This is a genomic window from Shewanella sp. JNE2 (genome assembly GCF_023159115.1).
In the GTDB taxonomy this organism is placed as follows: domain Bacteria; phylum Pseudomonadota; class Gammaproteobacteria; order Enterobacterales; family Shewanellaceae; genus Shewanella; species Shewanella putrefaciens.
In genome coordinates this window covers 3,305,111-3,323,336 of the sequence record NZ_CP096169.1, presented here as the reverse complement: position 1 = coordinate 3,323,336, position 18,226 = coordinate 3,305,111, and the positions used below count along the sequence as shown (strand labels likewise).

20 protein-coding genes are annotated in these 18,226 nt (G+C 45.0%); 12 read left to right on the top strand and 8 right to left on the bottom strand.

Annotated elements, in window-relative coordinates; genetic code table 11:
- Window position 1: 1 nt before the first annotated feature.
- The gene (merC, locus tag MZ182_RS14885; RefSeq protein WP_229706643.1) at window positions 2-415 is read left to right on the top strand and encodes an organomercurial transporter MerC; all 414 of its coding nucleotides are present in this window, start codon (window positions 2-4) and stop codon (window positions 413-415) included.
- A gap of 37 nt (window positions 416-452) precedes the next feature.
- The gene (merA, locus tag MZ182_RS14880) at window positions 453-2,126 is read left to right on the top strand and encodes a mercury(II) reductase (protein WP_248065753.1); all 1,674 of its coding nucleotides are present in this window, start codon (window positions 453-455) and stop codon (window positions 2,124-2,126) included.
- Window positions 2,127-2,231: 105 nt separating this feature from the next.
- Here merA and eexR read toward each other — a convergent pair whose 3' ends face one another.
- From eexR to MZ182_RS14845, 7 genes are read right to left on the bottom strand one after another with little or no spacing between them, the layout of a single operon-like run.
- On the bottom strand, window positions 2,232-2,663 hold the full coding sequence (gene eexR, locus MZ182_RS14875) for an entry exclusion protein EexR (RefSeq protein ID WP_040132805.1): 432 nt from the start codon (window positions 2,661-2,663) through the stop codon (window positions 2,232-2,234).
- A gap of 54 nt (window positions 2,664-2,717) precedes the next feature.
- Entirely contained in the window at window positions 2,718-3,251 is a 534-nt protein-coding gene (locus MZ182_RS14870) for a FlhC family transcriptional regulator (protein ID WP_000566752.1), read from the bottom strand.
- Window positions 3,248-3,547: a flagellar transcriptional regulator FlhD gene (locus tag MZ182_RS14865; protein WP_000210563.1), complete on the bottom strand. Its 300-nt coding sequence runs from the start codon at window positions 3,545-3,547 to the stop codon at window positions 3,248-3,250. The genes MZ182_RS14870 and MZ182_RS14865 overlap by 4 nt, the downstream gene beginning before the upstream one ends.
- Window positions 3,544-4,092, bottom strand: coding sequence for a lytic transglycosylase domain-containing protein (locus tag MZ182_RS14860; protein ID WP_054103863.1), 549 nt, complete (start codon window positions 4,090-4,092; stop codon window positions 3,544-3,546). The genes MZ182_RS14865 and MZ182_RS14860 overlap by 4 nt, the downstream gene beginning before the upstream one ends.
- Window positions 4,079-4,741 (bottom strand): DUF6475 domain-containing protein, encoded by a 663-nt coding sequence (locus tag MZ182_RS14855; protein WP_054103862.1) that lies wholly within the window; start codon window positions 4,739-4,741, stop codon window positions 4,079-4,081. Before MZ182_RS14855 ends, MZ182_RS14860 begins: the two co-directional genes overlap by 14 nt.
- Window positions 4,728-5,597: a hypothetical protein gene (locus tag MZ182_RS14850; RefSeq protein ID WP_054103861.1), complete on the bottom strand. Its 870-nt coding sequence runs from the start codon at window positions 5,595-5,597 to the stop codon at window positions 4,728-4,730. The genes MZ182_RS14855 and MZ182_RS14850 overlap by 14 nt, the downstream gene beginning before the upstream one ends.
- A gap of 55 nt (window positions 5,598-5,652) precedes the next feature.
- Window positions 5,653-5,904, bottom strand: coding sequence for a helix-turn-helix domain-containing protein (locus MZ182_RS14845; protein WP_000451746.1), 252 nt, complete (start codon window positions 5,902-5,904; stop codon window positions 5,653-5,655).
- Between the two features lie 117 nt (window positions 5,905-6,021).
- On the opposite strand from MZ182_RS14845, the gene MZ182_RS14840 reads away from it, so the two are divergent.
- The 10 genes from MZ182_RS14840 to deoD all read left to right on the top strand — a co-directional run bounded on the left by MZ182_RS14840 (window position 6,022) and on the right by deoD (window position 16,978).
- Entirely contained in the window at window positions 6,022-6,669 is a 648-nt protein-coding gene (locus MZ182_RS14840) for a LexA family protein (protein ID WP_054103860.1), read from the top strand.
- A 256-nt stretch (window positions 6,670-6,925) separates the two neighbouring features.
- Window positions 6,926-8,512 (top strand): peptide chain release factor 3, encoded by a 1,587-nt coding sequence (gene prfC, locus MZ182_RS14835; protein WP_011788535.1) that lies wholly within the window; start codon window positions 6,926-6,928, stop codon window positions 8,510-8,512.
- Between the two features lie 82 nt (window positions 8,513-8,594).
- Window positions 8,595-8,780 (top strand): hypothetical protein, encoded by a 186-nt coding sequence (locus tag MZ182_RS21370; protein WP_011788536.1) that lies wholly within the window; start codon window positions 8,595-8,597, stop codon window positions 8,778-8,780.
- Window positions 8,781-8,790: 10 nt separating this feature from the next.
- Window positions 8,791-9,555, top strand: coding sequence for a TatD family hydrolase (locus MZ182_RS14830; protein ID WP_014611109.1), 765 nt, complete (start codon window positions 8,791-8,793; stop codon window positions 9,553-9,555).
- 176 nt (window positions 9,556-9,731) lie between these two features.
- Window positions 9,732-10,991 (top strand): NupC/NupG family nucleoside CNT transporter, encoded by a 1,260-nt coding sequence (locus MZ182_RS14825; RefSeq protein ID WP_011788538.1) that lies wholly within the window; start codon window positions 9,732-9,734, stop codon window positions 10,989-10,991.
- Between the two features lie 359 nt (window positions 10,992-11,350).
- Window positions 11,351-12,259: an outer membrane protein OmpK gene (locus MZ182_RS14820; protein WP_248065754.1), complete on the top strand. Its 909-nt coding sequence runs from the start codon at window positions 11,351-11,353 to the stop codon at window positions 12,257-12,259.
- Between the two features lie 406 nt (window positions 12,260-12,665).
- Window positions 12,666-13,436 carry a deoxyribose-phosphate aldolase gene (deoC, locus tag MZ182_RS14815; RefSeq protein WP_011788540.1) on the top strand — a complete coding sequence of 257 codons (771 nt, stop codon included), beginning with the start codon at window positions 12,666-12,668 and terminating at the stop codon, window positions 13,434-13,436.
- Between the two features lie 184 nt (window positions 13,437-13,620).
- Window positions 13,621-14,952 carry a thymidine phosphorylase gene (gene deoA, locus MZ182_RS14810; RefSeq protein WP_011788541.1) on the top strand — a complete coding sequence of 444 codons (1,332 nt, stop codon included), beginning with the start codon at window positions 13,621-13,623 and terminating at the stop codon, window positions 14,950-14,952.
- Between the two features lie 9 nt (window positions 14,953-14,961).
- Window positions 14,962-16,176, top strand: a complete 1,215-nt coding sequence (locus tag MZ182_RS14805) for a phosphopentomutase (RefSeq protein WP_011788542.1) — start codon at window positions 14,962-14,964, stop codon at window positions 16,174-16,176.
- Window positions 16,177-16,267: 91 nt separating this feature from the next.
- The gene (gene deoD / locus MZ182_RS14800) at window positions 16,268-16,978 is read left to right on the top strand and encodes a purine-nucleoside phosphorylase (RefSeq protein WP_011919742.1); all 711 of its coding nucleotides are present in this window, start codon (window positions 16,268-16,270) and stop codon (window positions 16,976-16,978) included.
- 185 nt (window positions 16,979-17,163) lie between these two features.
- Here the strand turns inward: deoD and MZ182_RS14795 are convergent, their stop codons facing one another.
- Window positions 17,164-18,195 carry a YtjB family periplasmic protein gene (locus MZ182_RS14795; RefSeq protein ID WP_248065755.1) on the bottom strand — a complete coding sequence of 344 codons (1,032 nt, stop codon included), beginning with the start codon at window positions 18,193-18,195 and terminating at the stop codon, window positions 17,164-17,166.
- Window positions 18,196-18,226: the final 31 nt, after the last annotated feature.

The following is an 18,226-nucleotide window of genomic DNA, read 5'->3' as shown; positions in this document are numbered from 1 at the left end:
AATGCTAATACGGTTACTGACCCGGTTCGGCGATAAGATTAGCTCATTGGGCGCGCTGGTTTCTGCTATGGGATGCGCCATGTGTTTCCCGGCCATTGCCAGTCTGGGCGCTGCGGTAGGACTGGGTTTTCTCAGCCAATGGGAAGGTCTGCTTGTTAGCACGCTATTACCCCTGTTTGCCTGGATTGCCTTGGTACTCAACGGACTTGGCTGGTTCAGCTACCGGCAATGGCACCGTAGTGCGCTGGGTGTGGCCGGCCCCATTTTATTGCTGTTATCGCTCTATCCGTTTTTCCAGTACGGCTGGAGCAGCTATGTCACCTATTCAGCATTAGGCCTGATGGTTGCCGTATCGCTTTGGGATATTTTTTCACCGGCGAATAAACGCTGTGATGATGACAGCTGTGCTGTTTAACACGACGCAATGCCTGACTACTATTTGAGGAAAACGAATGATCTTACTATCGATAGAAGGGATGACCTGTCCAAGTTGCGTCGCCCACGTTAAAGAAGCACTCGATGCGATCGAAGGCGTTAATAAGGTTGAAATATCTTATGAAAACGCCAGAGCAACGATCACCACGAACGGTGGGGTCAGCGTAACCGTTCTCATTGGAGCAATAGAAGCTCTCGGTTATATCGCAAAAGAATCCACTGGCACTGCAAAAGAAATTACTTCACCGAACGACTGCTGTGACAACGAAAATGCAAGCAACACTGAAAGCAACCAAACTCAAAACGTGGCGATTATCGGTACGGGTTCCGGCGCTTTTGCCTGCGCTATTAAAGCCGCTGAAGGTGGTGCCAAGGTCACTCTTATTGAGGGAGCCGATGTGATTGGCGGCTGTTGCGTGAATGTCGGCTGCGTACCCTCAAAAATTCTAATCCGCGCCGCTCAATTGGCTCAGCAGCAACGCAATAATCCCTTTACCGGACTGGAAAATCATGCGCCCCAATTGAGTCGAGCCTTGTTGACTCAGCAGCAGACCGCTCGGGTCGAAGAGCTGCGCGCGGCAAAGTACCAGAATATTCTGGAGACAAATCCTGCGCTTAGTTTACTTAAAGGTTGGGCGCAATTTAAAAATGCCAACACCCTGATAGTCAGAAAAAATGATGGAACCGAGCAGGCAGTTCACGCCGATAAAATCCTGATCGCTACCGGCTCCACGCCAACCATTCCTCCTATTGATGGTTTAACTGAAACACCTTATTGGACCTCTACCGAAGCGCTGTTTGCTCAGGAATTGCCGCAGCACCTGGTCGTGATTGGTTCGTCGGTTGTAGCGCTGGAAATTGCCCAGGCTTATCGCCGTTTAGGCAGTGAAGTCACCATATTAGCAAGACATACATTGCTTTATCGGGAAGATCCCTTGCTCGGTGAAAAACTCACCGGATGTTTTGAAAAAGAAGGCATTCGAGTATTAAACAGTACGCAAGCTACCAAGGTGACCCACGATGGAAGCCAATTTACATTGGAAACTAACGCGGGCGATCTACGCTGCGATCGTTTGCTGGTAAGCACCGGGCGACACGCCAATACTTGCCAACTCAATCTGGGCGCGGTGGGTGTTACGACCAACAAAAAGGGCGAAATCGTTGTTAACGAACGCATGGAAACCAATGTTCCCGGTATTTACGCCGCCGGAGACTGCTGCAACATGCCGCAATTCGTCTATGTCGCCGCGGCCGCCGGTAGCCGTTCCGGCATCAACATGACGGGCGGATACGCCAAACTGGATCTATCCACCATGCCAGCAGTGATTTTTACCGATCCCCAGGTGGCAACTGTTGGGCTCACGGAAGAGCAAGCCAACGCACAAGACATTGAAACCGACAGTCGTGTATTGGAGATGGAGAACGTGCCGCGCGCACTGGCGAATTTCGAGACCGATGGTTTTATCAAATTGGTGACGGAAAAAGCCACTGGCCGCCTGATCGGGGCGCAGATTCTGGCGCATGAAGGTGGAGAACTGATCCAGAGTGCGGCGCTGGCGATCCGCAACCGTATGACGGTGACGGAATTAGCCGACCAGCTTTTCCCTTACCTGACTATGGTGGAGGGTTTGAAGCTCTGCGCCCAAACCTTTAACAAGGATGTCAAAGAACTGTCCTGTTGTGCTGGGTAACGAACTTGAGTTGATCCGTATTCATTGATGGAAATGGCATTTTTCATTCGTAGTACGAAAGTGCCAATCAATTTTTTGAGTATAAGTAAAAAAGCAGTCAATTTACTATGACCTTGTTTTTTTAGGGAGGATAGATGAGCGACCATCTGCAAATTCGTTTACCCAGTACCAATATTTTTTTTCGCTCAGGCTTAGTTCTCGACCGGTATCTTTCAGTTGTCTTTGAAATAAATGGATTAGTCCGCTTAAGCCTAAGAAGGCTAAACCGACACATAAAATTGTCCAACTCGCTTGCCAATATGCGATTGCTACAAGCATAGTGATGATGGCTATAAGTCCGATGGGATTACAGGTCGCTTTGAATCCCAAGTAGCTGAAAAAAACGACGGTGCAAATCAGAAATGGCAAAGCCGCTAACTTGGCAGATGCCGTTAATATTTCTGAGGGAAAAAAATGAGCCGCAGCCAAAGTCGCCAGAAAAAGCCCCAGTGATATAAACCAGCAGCGTGCTGGTAAAGATTTAAGTAATTTTATCATCTTAGTACTCTCAAAGTGCACGGGCGGTGCACAATCAAATCATGCATCAGCATGTTAGTTCTCAAAAAGTGCTCTAGTGGTTTGCTCGGCCATAATCTCACACACAGGACATTTAAGCTGAATGCGCTGTTGAGATACCGTCAAATACAGACTGCCGCATCGACACCGGTGTAAGGATGCAAGCTGTGATCTTAAATCACGAGCTAGAACCCAACCTTCATTGATGGTCAGTTTTTTCCAGGGGATCTCAGCTGGAAGATCTGCCTCTTCTCTTGCAACCAAGTACGCATCGTAAGCCTTCATCAAAGCATCGATATTTAATTTCTTGTAGACATTATCACCACCAATATTGACATAAAGCGCCATCAGCAGGGAGCCTTCAACTAGGGCTCTTCTGCTTTTAACGATGGCATCAGATTCTGGCAATTGACCAGGACAAGGTGACTTGCCAGTCACTTCTTTGTGCAGCCTTCTGATAATGTGGATTGGCAAACCTGTATCGAGCGCGATAATGGTCGTTCGAAATCCGTACTTAATAAGCAGCGAGGCTCGGGTAAACAGCTCACTTTTGGACAGGTTATCAATCATGCATCCCCCTTGTTGTTTAGGGTTGATAATAAATAAGCGATTCTTGGGATACCTGTACCTTTGCTCTTCACCATCTCAATCAGTTGGCTTTGGTTACCCCTTGGTTGAAACAGCATGAATGATGAGGTCGCCACTCGTTGCAGGTCGTCAACACCGGCATTAATCAGTGCATCCACCACGTCGCGTGTAAGTCCAAAGCGCAAGACCGCCTCTTGCGGATCAATGCGCGCCAATTCACGTGCTGCGTGTAGGTACGCCAAATTTAATTGATAGAAGTCTTGTTGATTGGTTGTCATTGACGGACCTCCAGTTCATGTAAAATATTGCGATAGATAGAAAGCACTCTTTGCCCATACCAGCGTGCACGCTCTTCGTTCCAACTGTGATAGCGGCCTATGCCAAGCTCTAAATCGTTTGGTGAAGACTTGATTGCTTCGGCCAAAATACTGGAGCCGACGGTAAGGTTGGTGATGGGGTCTAGCAGTTCCGCTGCTGAGCTCACCCGATGCCCATGCCAATGCAAATTGATTTGCATTAGGCCAATATCGAGCTGGTATTTTTCACTCTCTTGCAGTGCTTGGTTTAACAGTTGCTCCGCTTCTGTCTTAGATTTGGCGTAGGTTGCATTTGAACCATTGCGAATTGCGTATGGCCATGGACTGGTCATGTTGAGACCTCGATTTGAGGCCGACTCAGCCAAGGCAACGGCGTAGAGCATGACAGGATCAATACCAACGCTTTGTGCTGCTTTTTCCCACTGATAGCCCGGAAACGCATAGACTGAAGTGCTTGCGGACATGGCTATCACTAGGGCAATGGTTTTTGCTTTAATCGTTTTCATTTTTGTCCTCTAATTCATTTCCGAGAAGCGCCTGAATGGCTTTCGGGCTTATTCTTTTTAAAGGCACTGCGCTAAAGTCAGCGATGCCTCTCGTATAAACTTGTGCCGCTTTTGACCAGTCGCCTACGGCAACAGGCGCTTGCATATCAAATCCTTTTTGCTGGTTCTGATGGTCTGCAATACCCTGTAATAGCCTTGGGTATTCACCCACTTCGTCCCGTAGCAAGTAAGCCTGGTAGCGTGTTAAAAACTCTTTTTGCTTAAAGGGGTATTCCCTGTCATCAACATTGCAGAGTTCAACCCATCCACCCATGTCTGAAATCACGCGGTGGATAAGCGCATCGTCAAACATCACGGATGTCCAAGCGCCAACCTGACGAACAGCCTTGTCAACTTTGTTCCAAGCAACCATGGCTCTTGAACCTGAGTTGCCGTCGATATGCTTGATGACGTCAGCGGGCTTTGGAAAAAATTGCCCAGTATCCGGTGATTGAATATGCCGAGTCAGACCGATTCGCACTTCTTCAATGCTATAAGCACGAAGGGCTTCAAATGCGATGGATAGCAATTGTGGTGATACGCTTTTGCCATACATGGCCCAAGCTGCTCCCCAAACTTCAGCAAACTCGCGTTTATCAACCTCCTGCACTTGAACGAACCTCCCGAATACCTGGTCCGGCCCAGCTTTCAGCAATGCGGCGATTGCTTTCTTCAATATTCAATTGGTGATTGCTGCCCTTTAGGCTCGTCGATGATTGCTGTACTTCATCAATGCGAACGTACTCGTCTTCCCATTGCCGGTTTAAAAGCCAGTTATGTGGCATAGGGGTCTTAGTCCGATCTTGATACTGTAATCGGTTGTCTCGTTGCTCTTTCCAGCGTGTTAGCACTTCCAAGGCGAGTTCATGGTCTTCATTGAGGCCCATGCGTAGCCATTCTTCTTTGGCTTTCGCTTTTTTTTCTTTGCGTATTTGTACATCCCAGAAGTCTTCAAACTGTATGTGGTCAACAGTTTTAACTGTTGCTTTATTGCTTCTCTCAGAGTCATCCGACCGTTGAGAGTCCCTTACCGGGTTGCCATCAGGCATAAACAATGATGAAAATTCTTCTGGTAGCCGAGCTTGAAAAGCGGCAAGAGATTTCAAAAGCGATGCCATACCAATGAAGTCGGCAGGTACATCTTTAAGCAACCGAAAGGCTGCCTTACCTTGGTTTGGGTTTTCGATTGGGTTGTGCTTCAGAAAGCTTCGAATCAAAGTCCAACCAGATTCCTCGCAACGAATCAGGAACTGATCTTGTTCTAACTCACTTAACGCCTTGGCAACCTGTTGCTCATCCCAGTTCAAGTCAGAAGCAACGTAACCAATCGGCAGTCGAAAGCAGCCAAGCAAATTACAATGCGGGCATGTAAGCAAGTACAGTCCTAGCAACTTCGCTGAGTCACTCCAGGACAAAACATTTTGCTTTAGCCAAAAGCGGGTATAGACCTTGCCATAATCACGCATGGAGGTACTCGCTTTTGTGTTTACGTAAAATGCTGACCATTACTTGCCCTTAATCCTACTGGTTACTGGCTTTCAGCTCGCTTGGGCATTCGGGGTAGATGTCCGGTCTTAACTGGGATCGGGTTACCTGTCCTTGCGTAGCTTGTTCGATGGGTAAAACGAATTCAGCGGGAACACGCCCTGATTTATTCAACCAAAACCAGACGTTTTGCTGTTTTGAGTTGATGGCTCGTGCTAATGCTGATTGCCCGCCGACCAAGTCAATGGCACGGCGGAGATGTTTTTGTGTCGTGTTGAACACTTCCATACCGTCTCCTGTTACAATAATAACTGTTACAAGATTGAATGTTACAGTTTAAACTGTAGATAAGTCAACAGTTAAAATTGTTGAAAGGCTACAGTTTTATTTGTAGAATACGGGCTTATGAAAACTTTATCCGAACGACTAAACCATGCCTTGCAGCTTACTGGGGTGACTCAGTCTGAGTTGGCTCGACGCATTGGTATCAAACAGCAGTCGATCAGCCAGATTTGCTCTGGTAAATCGGCTAGGTCTCGTTACACCATGCAGATCGCGGAGGCGCTTCGCGTGAATGCTCATTGGCTCGCCACAGGTGATGGCGAGATTGGCTTGGGGGTCGGTAATGTAGAAGTTGGGCCTGACATTAAGGGAAGAATTCCTCTCATTAACTGGGTTCAGGCCGGTGATTGGACTGAAATAGCGGAGGGATTTGCCCATGAAGATGCTGAGGAGTGGCGTGACGTCACTGGGAAAGCACATGAGGGTTGTTTCGCACTTCGCGTAAAAGGCGACAGTATGGAAAATCCAAGCGGAAAAAAATCCATACCTGAGGGAGCAGTGATCGTTGTTGATCCTGAGTTACCTTATTCATCAGGTTCATTGGTTGTTGCGCGTTTGGATGATTCGAAAGAAGCAACCTTTAAGCAGTTGGTTATTGATGGTGAACAGCAGTACCTAAAACCTTTGAACCCGCAATACCCTGCAATACCGATCAACGGCAACTGCACCATCATTGGTGTAGTACGACAAGCTATCATCGATTTTTGGTAGCGAAGGAATTTGTGGTTTAGCCACAGTTGTTCATGAGCTGAAGAAGCAACGATTGCAAACAGCTACAACTGAGCATTGGCGCACGCTGAGAGTAAATGGTAACCGATTAGATAACCATTGATTGTTTATAAAGTCAAGATCAGCGAAAATAGCGGCCAATTACGATTAACACGACGGATTTGACAAGCGAAGAACTGAAAAGAGAGTACTTCCAAAAGTGTGTACAAATCCGTGTACAAACTAAAAGAATTTATACATGGCAAACCAAGATTTTCTTAATGAAATCAATAAGCGAAGGACCTTTGCTATCATCTCGCACCCCGACGCGGGTAAAACAACCATTACCGAGAAAGTGCTGTTATTCGGAAACGCTTTACAAAAAGCGGGTACGGTTAAAGGTAAAAAATCGGGTCAGCATGCAAAGTCTGACTGGATGGAAATGGAGAAAGACCGCGGTATTTCGATTACTACGTCTGTCATGCAATTTCCCTATGGTGGCGCCCTCGTTAACCTACTCGATACGCCTGGTCACGAAGACTTCTCCGAAGATACTTATCGTACTTTGACTGCGGTTGACTCATGTCTGATGGTGATCGACTCTGCAAAGGGTGTCGAAGACCGAACAATCAAGTTGATGGAAGTGACTCGTCTGCGTGATACGCCGATCGTGACTTTTATGAACAAACTCGACCGTGATATCCGTGATCCTATCGATCTGATGGATGAAGTCGAAAACGTACTGAATATTGCCTGTGCTCCTATTACTTGGCCTATTGGCAGCGGTAAAGAATTTAAAGGCGTATACCATATTCTGCGTGATGAAGTCGTGTTGTATCAAAGCGGTATGGGTCATACGATTCAAGAACGTCGTGTGATTGAAGGCATTAATAATCCAGATCTTGATAAAGCGATTGGTAGTTATGCTGCCGATTTACGTGATGAGATGGAATTAGTGCGCGGTGCGTCGAATGAGTTTGATCATGCGGCTTTCTTGAAAGGCGAATTGACCCCCGTATTTTTTGGTACCGCTTTAGGTAACTTTGGTGTTGATCATATTCTTGATGGCATTGTGGAATGGGCTCCTAAGCCATTACCACGTGAAAGTGACACTCGGGTGATCATGCCTGATGAGGAAAAGTTCACTGGGTTCGTGTTCAAGATCCAAGCAAACATGGATCCCAAACACCGTGACCGTGTTGCCTTTATGCGTGTCTGTTCAGGCCGTTATGAACAGGGTATGAAGATGCACCATGTGCGTATTGGTAAAGATGTTAACGTCAGTGATGCCTTGACCTTTATGGCGGGCGATCGTGAGCGTGCCGAAGAAGCCTATCCTGGGGATATCATTGGCTTACATAACCATGGCACCATTCGTATTGGTGATACCTTTACTCAAGGTGAGAAATTCCGTTTTACAGGCGTACCTAATTTCGCCCCTGAAATGTTCCGCCGTATTCGTCTGCGTGATCCACTTAAGCAAAAACAACTACTAAAAGGCTTAGTTCAGTTATCTGAAGAAGGTGCTGTACAGGTATTCCGTCCTCTTGATACCAATGATTTAATTGTTGGTGCGGTGGGGGTACTGCAGTTTGAAGTGGTTGTGGGACGTTTGAAGAGTGAGTATAACGTCGAGGCGATTTATGAAGGCATTAGCGTGTCGACTGCCCGCTGGGTTTATTGTAAAGATGAGCGTAAGCTAGAAGAGTTTCGCCGTAAGTGCAGCCAAAACTTGGCGCTTGATGGCGGCGACAACTTGACCTATATTGCGCCAACGATGGTTAATCTCAATCTTTCGATGGAAAGATATCCTGATATAGAGTTTGCGAAAACTCGCGAACATTAACTCTGTTAGGGTGATCATAGTTGTTGAAATGGCGGTAATTTACCGCCATTTTTGTATCTAATTTACTTTTCTGGATGCGGTTATGGCTAATTGGATCACAAAATCATGGCAAGCTTACATCCGGTGGTGTGATCGGATGGGATTAACACCTGAGAATCGTCGTTGTTGTATGCCGAGGCTTGAGGATCCTCCTTTAGTTTCAAAGCGTTCTTCCTGTTTGACGGAAGATAAGCAGGTTTCATCGCCTACTGATAAAACGTCTGAATGAGGCATTTTCTGTGCTAGATACCCATGCTCATTTGGACTTTGCCGAATTTGATGCGGATCGAAGTGATGTTGTGCTAAAAATGCATCAAGCTGGGATAAAAAACCTGATTATTCCTGGCGTTTCCCCTTCTCATTGGCAAAAACAACTTACCGTTGCAGAGCAATATCAAGCCTACTTTGCACTGGGTATTCACCCTTGGTTCTGTCCGCAGGATATCGATGCATCACTTCAAGCATTAGCATCTGAGGTATCAAGATGGATTGGGTGTTCTCGATTTGTAGCTATTGGTGAGTGTGGTTTAGATAAACTTTATTCTGTGACTTGGCCGCAACAACTGGCTTTTTTTGAAGCTCAATTACGGTTAGCAAAAGCCGTTAATCTGCCTGTTATTGTCCATAGTGTAAAAGCCCATTCAGAGACTTTAGATTGCTTAAAAAGATATCAATTACCTCGAGGTGGCGTAATACACGCTTTTTCTGGTAGTCCTGAAATCGCCCTCGAGTATATTAAATTAGGTTACAAGTTAGGAATTGGTGGTTTAATTATGAACCCCAATGCTAAAAAATTACTCAAAACGGTATGTGAACTCCCTCTCGAAAATTTCCTGCTTGAGACCGATTCGCCCTCAATGGCGCCAATAAATGTTACTGAAAAACGTAATCAACCGGCGAATGCCGCTCTTTTTATAGACAAAATTGCCAATTTGCAAAAAAAATCAAGTGTTCTAATATCAGAACACTTGATGTTGAATGCTATGCAACTGTTTGACCTTTAGTTGTTTTTAATTAAACAGGTGTATGTCGCATTAGCATTCTTCACTAAGCGATTGAAATTAAACTCCAAAAATTTGATCAAAACGACGATTTTCGACTTTTCCTCGGGTATAATCTGACGCGGAAATAGGTTGATTAACAACATAATTAAAAAGTGTTAACAATAGGGTGATGGTTAATGAATATATTGATGAGTTTAGTAGGGGTGGTCACCCTACTTGCGATAGGTTTCCTCCTATCGAATAACAAAAAAGCAATTAATTTACGTACAGTGGGTGGTGCGTTAGCCATTCAAGCCGCCTTCGGTGGTTTTGTTCTGTATGTTCCCGTAGGTAAAGATATTCTGAAAAGTGTATCTGACGCCGTATCTAGCGTTATTGGTTATGCACAAAACGGTATTAGCTTCCTGTTTGGCGATTTAGCTAACTTCAAACTTGGTTTTATTTTCGCTGTTAACGTGTTGCCTGTTATCGTGTTCTTCTCTTCTTTAATCGCGGTACTGTACTACCTAGGTGTAATGCAGTGGGTCATCCGTATCATCGGTGGCGCGCTACAAAAAGCATTAGGTACAAGCCGTACTGAGTCTATGTCAGCAACTGCTAACATTTTCGTTGGTCAAACTGAAGCGCCTTTAGTGGTTCGTCCGTTTATTCCTACGATGACGCAGTCTGAACTGTTTGCGATCATGGTGGGTGGTTTAGCATCAATCGCGGGTTCAGTGTTAGCTGGTTACGCGCAAATGGGCGTGCCTATCGAATACTTAGTTGCCGCTTCATTCATGGCAGCACCAGGTGGCCTATTAATGGCGAAACTGATGCACCCAGAAACAGAAGCCGCTAAGAACGATATGGATGAATTACCAGAAGATCCTGATAAGCCAGCGAACGTGTTAGACGCTGCGGCTGCGGGTGCTTCATCTGGTATGCATTTAGCGCTGAACGTTGGTGCTATGTTGTTAGCCTTCGTAGGTTTGATCGCGATGATCAACGGTATCATCGGTGGTGTAGGCGGTTGGTTTGGTGTTGAAGGTTTAACACTTGAGCTGATCCTTGGCTACATTTTCATGCCATTAGCATTCTTAATTGGTGTGCCTTGGAACGAAGCGTTAGTAGCAGGTTCTTTCATCGGTCAAAAGATCGTTGTTAACGAATTCGTCGCTTACTTAAACTTTGCTCCATACTTAAAAGACATCGCTGATGGTGGCCTAGTTGTGGCTGAAACTGGTTTAGCAATGACTGACAGAACCAAAGCGATTATTTCGTTTGCATTGTGTGGTTTCGCTAACTTGTCTTCAATTGCGATTCTACTGGGTGGTTTAGGCGCTATGGCTCCTAACCGTCGCCATGATTTAGCTAAAATGGGTATTCGTGCGGTTATCGCCGGCTCTTTAGCTAACTTAATGAGCGCAACACTTGCTGGCTTATTCTTAGCTATCTAATTGTTAGCTATCTAAGTTTAAGGGGATGCGCTCCCCAAAACTGGGTCCAGCCCATTGCTGGACTGGACCCAAGTTAATTCAACCATTTTCCAATAGTGATTTCTGTCGTGAATTGTTTTTGCGATTACTAAGGCCAGATCACATCTACACTTGAGTTGTTATTCTGCCTTACCTATCGTCAATTCATGGTTAGGTTGGTTAATTGTGAAAAATAGGTCGCGACTTTGTTCACAATTAAGAATTTTGTGTTCGTGATTTTACGCTAGATTATTGAGATTTTTTTTAATCGAGGTAAAATGCGAGCGCCACAAAAAGAACGCTACCCTTGATGGTAGTAAACAAGATAAATGGGGTTGATGATGAAAAACGTTAAAACTTTAGCTTTAGCCGCTACCGCAGTAGCAGCAATCTCTGGTAACGCATTTGCTGCTGATCGTTCAGATATATATGCAACTGACTACAAGTGGATGCAGTTCAACGCTATGTATGCAATTGATGAACACCCAATTGCTCCAGGTGCCGATGCAGAACATAACTACCTTGAAATGGAGTTTGGTGGCCGTAAAGGTGTTGTTGACCTATATGGTTATGTTGATGTGTTCAATTTAGGCAATAGCGGTTCTGGCGATAAAGTTGCTGGTTCAAGCAAGATGTTTATGAAATTTGCTCCACGTTTTTCACTGGATGCAATCACTGGCTTAGATCTTTCAGTTGGTCCAATTCAAGAAGTGTACTTTTCTACTCTATTTAACTGGGGCGGTGGTGCACTCAAAGGGCAAAGCATTTCTTTTGATGTAGAGGATCATCCTGGTCCACAAAAAATCAATAACCCAGGTGATGTAAACATGTCTTTCTGGGGTATTGGTGCTGACGTTATGGTACCTTGGTTAGGTAAAACTGGCATGAACTTATATGCCACTTACGATATCAATGCTAAGGATTGGAATGGCTATCAGTTCTCTGCTAACTGGTTCAAACCTTTCTACTTCTTTGATAACAAGAGCTTCCTGTCATTCCAAGGTTATGTTGATTATCAATTTGGTGCTGATGAAGTAAATGCTTATGACACAAATGGCATTTATCAGAATACGACTTTCACTACTAACGGTGGCAACGTGTTCTTTGGCCTATACTGGCATTCAGATAACTATGCTCTAGGTTATGGTCTGAAAGGCTTTAAAGATGTTTACCTGCTTAAAGACGGTGGCACTTTTGGTCTAGATACTACTGGCTGGGCACATTATTTCACTGCTACTTACAAGTTCTAATATCTTGTAAGACTTGTTGGAGCCGCATTTTGCGGCTCCATATTTAATGTGTCATGAATCTTTATCTAAACCCATTAAATGTTTGAGCAGTGTGTTTATATAAAGGTTTGTGTTTTTCTCGCGCTAAAATGGATTTTTCGCGGAAAAGTAGGAACAAGATTTTATTCGTATCCTCTCTTCCGGTCTTCAAGGATTCAAGTCGTGACCACTTATAGTCAGTTTAAGTGTCAGGATGCGTATGTGTTATGCATAGGCAAGATTGAATACCTAATAAAACGTAATTTGCCCTACACAAATTACTCGGCATCGCCTGAAGGCCCGGCCATAAAAATAATCACAATAATGCCACTTCTACGCGTTGCTTTATGCGACTGATTTCTATTTATTTTTCTTTTGGAGAGCTATTATGACTGATTTAAAAAAAGCTGCACAACGCGCCATTGAGTTAATGGATTTAACCACATTGAATGACGACGACACCGATCAAAAAGTCATCGATTTGTGCCACAAGGCGAAAACGCCAGCAGGTAACACCGCTGCAATTTGTATTTATCCACGTTTTATTCCTATCGCCCGTAAAACCCTAGATGAAATTGGTGCTGAAGATATCCAAATCGCCACTGTCACTAACTTCCCACACGGCAATGATGATATCGCCATTGCAGTATTAGAAACCCGTGCCGCTGTTGCCTATGGTGCCGACGAAGTTGACGTAGTATTCCCATACCGTGCGTTGATGGAAGGTAATGAAACGGTGGGTTTTGAGTTAGTGAAAGCCTGTAAAGAAGCCTGTGGTGAAGTCTTATTGAAAGTCATTATTGAATCAGGTGTATTAGCCGATCCTGCGCTTATTCGCCGTGCTTCTGAGCTTTCAATCGATGCGGGTGCTGATTTTATTAAAACCTCTACTGGTAAAGTACCTGTCAACGCCACACTTGAAGCGGCTGAAATCATGTTAACTGTGATCAGCGAGAAGAATACCCAAGTAGGCTTTAAGCCGGCTGGTGGCGTACGTGATGCTGCACAAGCGGCTGAGTTTTTAGGTGTTGCGGAACGTATTCTAGGTGCTGATTGGGTGTCTCCACGTACCTTTAGATTTGGTGCTTCAAGCTTATTAAACAGCTTGTTACACACACTAGAATTAGCCGATGCGCCTAAGCCGACTCAAGGTTATTAATCGCAAACTATCGCTGATTAATACTATCAGTCTATAGCGAGCCTAATTAAGTGTGACCTAAATCTATTTGATAAACTCAAAACTTCGATAGTATGAACTTGTAATATTGCTACAGTTTTGATGTTTCATTGCAAAGATAAGCACTAGCGACAGGGTTGTTAGTGCCTATCTTGGAGGCAGTATCATGTTTCTAGCTCAAGAGATTATTCGTAAAAAACGTAATGGTTTAGCGCTAAGTCCTGCAGAAATACAGTTTTTTGTTCAAGGTATCACTACTAACGCAGTATCCGAAGGCCAGATCGCTGCATTCGGTATGGCAGTGTACTTTAATGACATGAATATGGATGAAAGAATCGCTTTGACGACGGCAATGCGTGATTCTGGCACTGTACTTAATTGGCAATCATTGGGACTCAATGGCCCTGTTATCGACAAACACAGCACTGGCGGTGTGGGCGATGTGATTAGCCTTATGCTTGGCCCTATGGCTGCGGCTTGTGGTGGTTATGTGCCTATGATTTCTGGGCGTGGCCTAGGCCATACGGGCGGCACGCTCGATAAGTTTGATGCGATTCCAGGTTATCAAACTGAGCCATCAAGCGAACTATTTCGCAAAGTCGTTAAAGAGGTCGGTGTCGCCATCATTGGTCAGACAGGTGATCTCGTTCCTGCCGATAAACGCTTCTATTCTATCCGTGATAATACCGCTACCGTTGAATCTATTTCCCTCATCACAGCGTCGATTCTGTCTAAGAAATTAGCCTGCAATTTAGATGCACTCGCTATGGATGTAAAAGTCGGTAGTGGCGCTTTTATGCCTACCTATGAGGCTTCTGAAGAGTTAGCGCGCAGTATTACTGCTGTAGCCAATGGTGCGGGAACTAAGACCACAGCATTACTGACCGACATGAACCAAGTGTTAGCCTCCTGTGCCGGTAACGCGGTTGAAGTGAAAGAAGCCATTGACTTCTTAACGGGTGCTTACCGTAACCCACGTCTATATGAAGTCACTATGGGCCTTTGTGCTGAGATGTTGCTCCTTGGCGGTCTTGCAAGCAATGAAACTGAGGCTCGCGCTAAACTCAATCGTGTTTTGGATAACGGCCGTGCTGCTGAAATTTTTGGCAAGATGGTCTCAGGGCTTGGTGGGCCAGTCGATTTTGTTGAAAACTACAGTAAGTACCTGCCGCAATCACAGATTATTCGCCCTGTATTTGCCGATGCAAAGGGTTATGCCTATAGCATGGATACCCGAGAGCTTGGTTTAGCCGTGGTGACTCTCGGTGGTGGCCGCAGAAAGCCTGGCGATGCACTAGACTATAGTGTTGGTTTAACCCAAGTCTGTGCCCTTGGTGATAAAATTGATTCATCAACGCCTATTGCCGTTATCCACGCACAGTCTGAAGCTGCCTTTACAGAAGCGGAAAATGCGGTGAAAAAAGCGATTCACATAGGTGAAACCGCTCCAGAAAAAACACCTGAGATCTACGCTTACATTCGTGCAGCGGATCTTTAAGGAAAAATGATGAAACGTACCATTATTATGATGTTGGACTCCTTTGGAGTCGGTGCTTCTGCTGATGCAGCAAGCTTTGGTGATGTCGGTTCCGATACCTTTGGCCATATTGCTAAAGCGTGCGCTGAAGGCAAAGCCGATATAGGCCGAGAAGGCCCACTTAAATTACCTAATTTAGCGCGCTTAGGCTTAGGCCATGCGGCGATGGAAAGTACGGGAGCCTTTGCGCCTGGTTTTGGCGACAATGTTGAGCTGATTGGTGCTTATGGTCACGCCCAAGAGTTAAGTTCAGGTAAAGATACCCCGAGCGGCCACTGGGAGATGGCGGGTGTTCCCGTGCTATTCGAGTGGGGCTATTTCAGCGAGCATCAAAATTCTTTCCCTAAAGAATTGACGGATAAAATCTTAGCAAGAGCTGGGCTTGATGGATTTTTAGGTAATTGCCATGCTTCAGGTACGACAATACTTGAAGAGTTAGGCGAAGAACATATGCGTTCTGGTAAGCCTATTTTTTATACCTCGGCGGATTCTGTTTTTCAAATCGCCTGCCATGAAGAAACCTTCGGTTTAGACAATCTTTATCGTCTTTGCGAAATCACCCGTGAAGAGTTAGCGCCTTATAACATAGGTCGCGTGATTGCCCGTCCATTTAATGGTACTGGCCCAAGTGATTTTGCCCGTACTGGTAACCGTAAGGATTACTCCTTAGAGCCTCCAGCAAAAACCGTTTTAGACAAGCTGAAAGCGGCTGGCGGTGAGGTGGTGAGTGTGGGTAAGATTGCCGACATTTATGCTTACTGTGGTATCACTAAAAAAGTGAAAGCGAATGGTCTTGAAGACCTCTTTGATGCCACCTTAGCCGAGGTGAAATCTGCTGGCGATAACACTATAGTGTTTACTAACTTTGTTGATTTCGACTCCCATTACGGTCATCGCCGTGATGTTGCGGGCTATGCTAAGGGGCTGGAATATTTCGATGCCCGTTTACCTGAAATGCTCGCATTATTGGGTGAGGATGATTTGCTGATTTTAACGGCTGATCATGGCTGCGATCCAACATGGCAAGGCACTGACCATACCCGTGAGTATGTACCAGTACTGGCCTATGGCGCGGGTTTAAAAGCAGGATCGCTTGGCCGTCGTAACAGCTTTGCCGATATCGGCCAATCCATTGCTAGCCATTTTAAGCTTGAGCCAATGGCCTATGGCGAGTCGTTTATCTAATTACACATACAAGATATCGATTTGGCGGCTGACATTGAGTCGCCAGTAAACAAAGACTTAAGTCTTAATAAAATAAACAGGGGTTATTTCGATGGCAACACCACACATTAATGCTGTAGAGGGCGCATTCGCTGAGACAGTTTTGTTTCCTGGCGATCCATTACGTGCAAAATATATTGCTGAAACATTCTTAGAAAATGTTGAGCAAGTGACTGATGTTCGAAACATGCTAGGTTTTACTGGTACCTACAAAGGTAAGCGTATTTCTGTTATGGGTTCAGGCATGGGGATTCCTTCATGCTCTATCTATGCAACTGAATTGATTCGTGATTATGGCGTTAAAAACCTGATCCGAGTGGGTACTTGCGGCGCGATCAGCACTGACGTTAAAGTACGCGATGTGATCATCGGTATGGGCGCATGTACTGATTCACAAGTAAACCGTTTACGTTTTAAAGGTCAAGATTTTGCTGCTATCGCTAACTATGAGCTGATGAATGCGGTTATCGAGTCAGCTAAAGTCAAAGGCACTAAAATCCGCGTAGGTAATATTTTCTCTGCTGATCTGTTCTACACTCCCGATCCACAAATGTTCGATGTGATGGAAAAGATGGGCGTATTAGGCGTAGAGATGGAAGCCGCTGGTTTATACGGCGTTGCCCATGAGTTTGGTGCGCGTGCCCTGTGTGTTGTGACTGTATCAGATCATATCCGCACTGGTGAAAAGACGTCTGCGGAAGAACGTCAAACCACATTCAATGACATGATCATCATGACGTTAGAAGCGGCGATTACACTGTAAATTTTACTTTGTAAGAGTGTGCTAATAAAAAGGGTTCGCATTGCGAACCTTTTTTATGCCAACTTTTAGCGGCTTTCTATTCGACTTTATTATTAATAGGTTGGTTATTAGAAATTGGCTGTTTATTGCTTATCTAGAGTTTAGCTATCTAGAGTTTTGATTTGTCCTATCTACCGAAATAGAGATTAACCTGTTGAATCAGTGTCGAGATCACTTAGCTCATTGGGCGCCGAGGTTTCAGTCGTTGCTTTATTTGCATGTTTTACCTTACGGACACTTTTAACTTTAGGTTTTACTTTTACAGGCGCTGCCTGAGCCGCATTGTTTGTCGCGTTTTCAACTTCGCGACTTGCTTCTAACGTTAATAATTTCTCTGACGTTTTTTCGGCCTTAGTTTGCAAGCTTGCCTGAGTGTGCTTATCAACACTGGTCTCTGTCACTGCTTTTGGTGCTTTAGTAGGCTTAGCTGCTTTTTCTTGTGGATTATCAGTGGTCGACACCGCTTTATCTTCGGTTAGCTCTTGCGCCAAACCATCATTAACACTTTCTGATGGCTCTTCAGCTGATGATCGTTTCTTAGGTTTTTTCGGCGCTTGACGCAACTTAACCCGAAAGCGGCGGCGGTCGAAGTCGGCACGTTTGAAAGACAAAGAGCGCGAAAGCAACATGCCTATTAAGCCTGCAACCAGCAGCATGATTTGCTGCTGCTCCATATTTAAACTATGCGCTTCTTTAATTTCGTTAAAGAACAGTTTGGTATCGAGTCTAACTTCGACATAACCTAGGTTTTTACCTTCTTGAAGTACGGGTTCTACATAGGGAGGATACTTACTGAGGAGCTGAACCATTTCCTCTGAATCAGGATCTAACACATCTTTGGTGATGCTTTGCGCGAAGGATAACCGAATACCTTGATCACTGAATATGGCTGCGGACATCACCTTTGGATCTTCAACAAGCGCACTTGCTAGCCATTGTAATTGCTCATCATTTTGCAGTTGTAGCGCGGGTGCAGCACCGTAAGCCGTTTGCTGAACCAGTAATCTGGCCATCTTTTGTGTTTGGGACTTTAGAAGCAACTGACCTTGTAGTAGGCTTGTCTGCCACAATTGCACTAAGCCCACCATCAAGGTCAAGGCAATGGCGATTTGGAGTAGTCTGCTAATTTTATGGCTTTTCTTAAGCCCTTTAAGATATAACACTTTGACCCTTAACATTTAGAGCGCTTACCTAATCATAATGGATTAT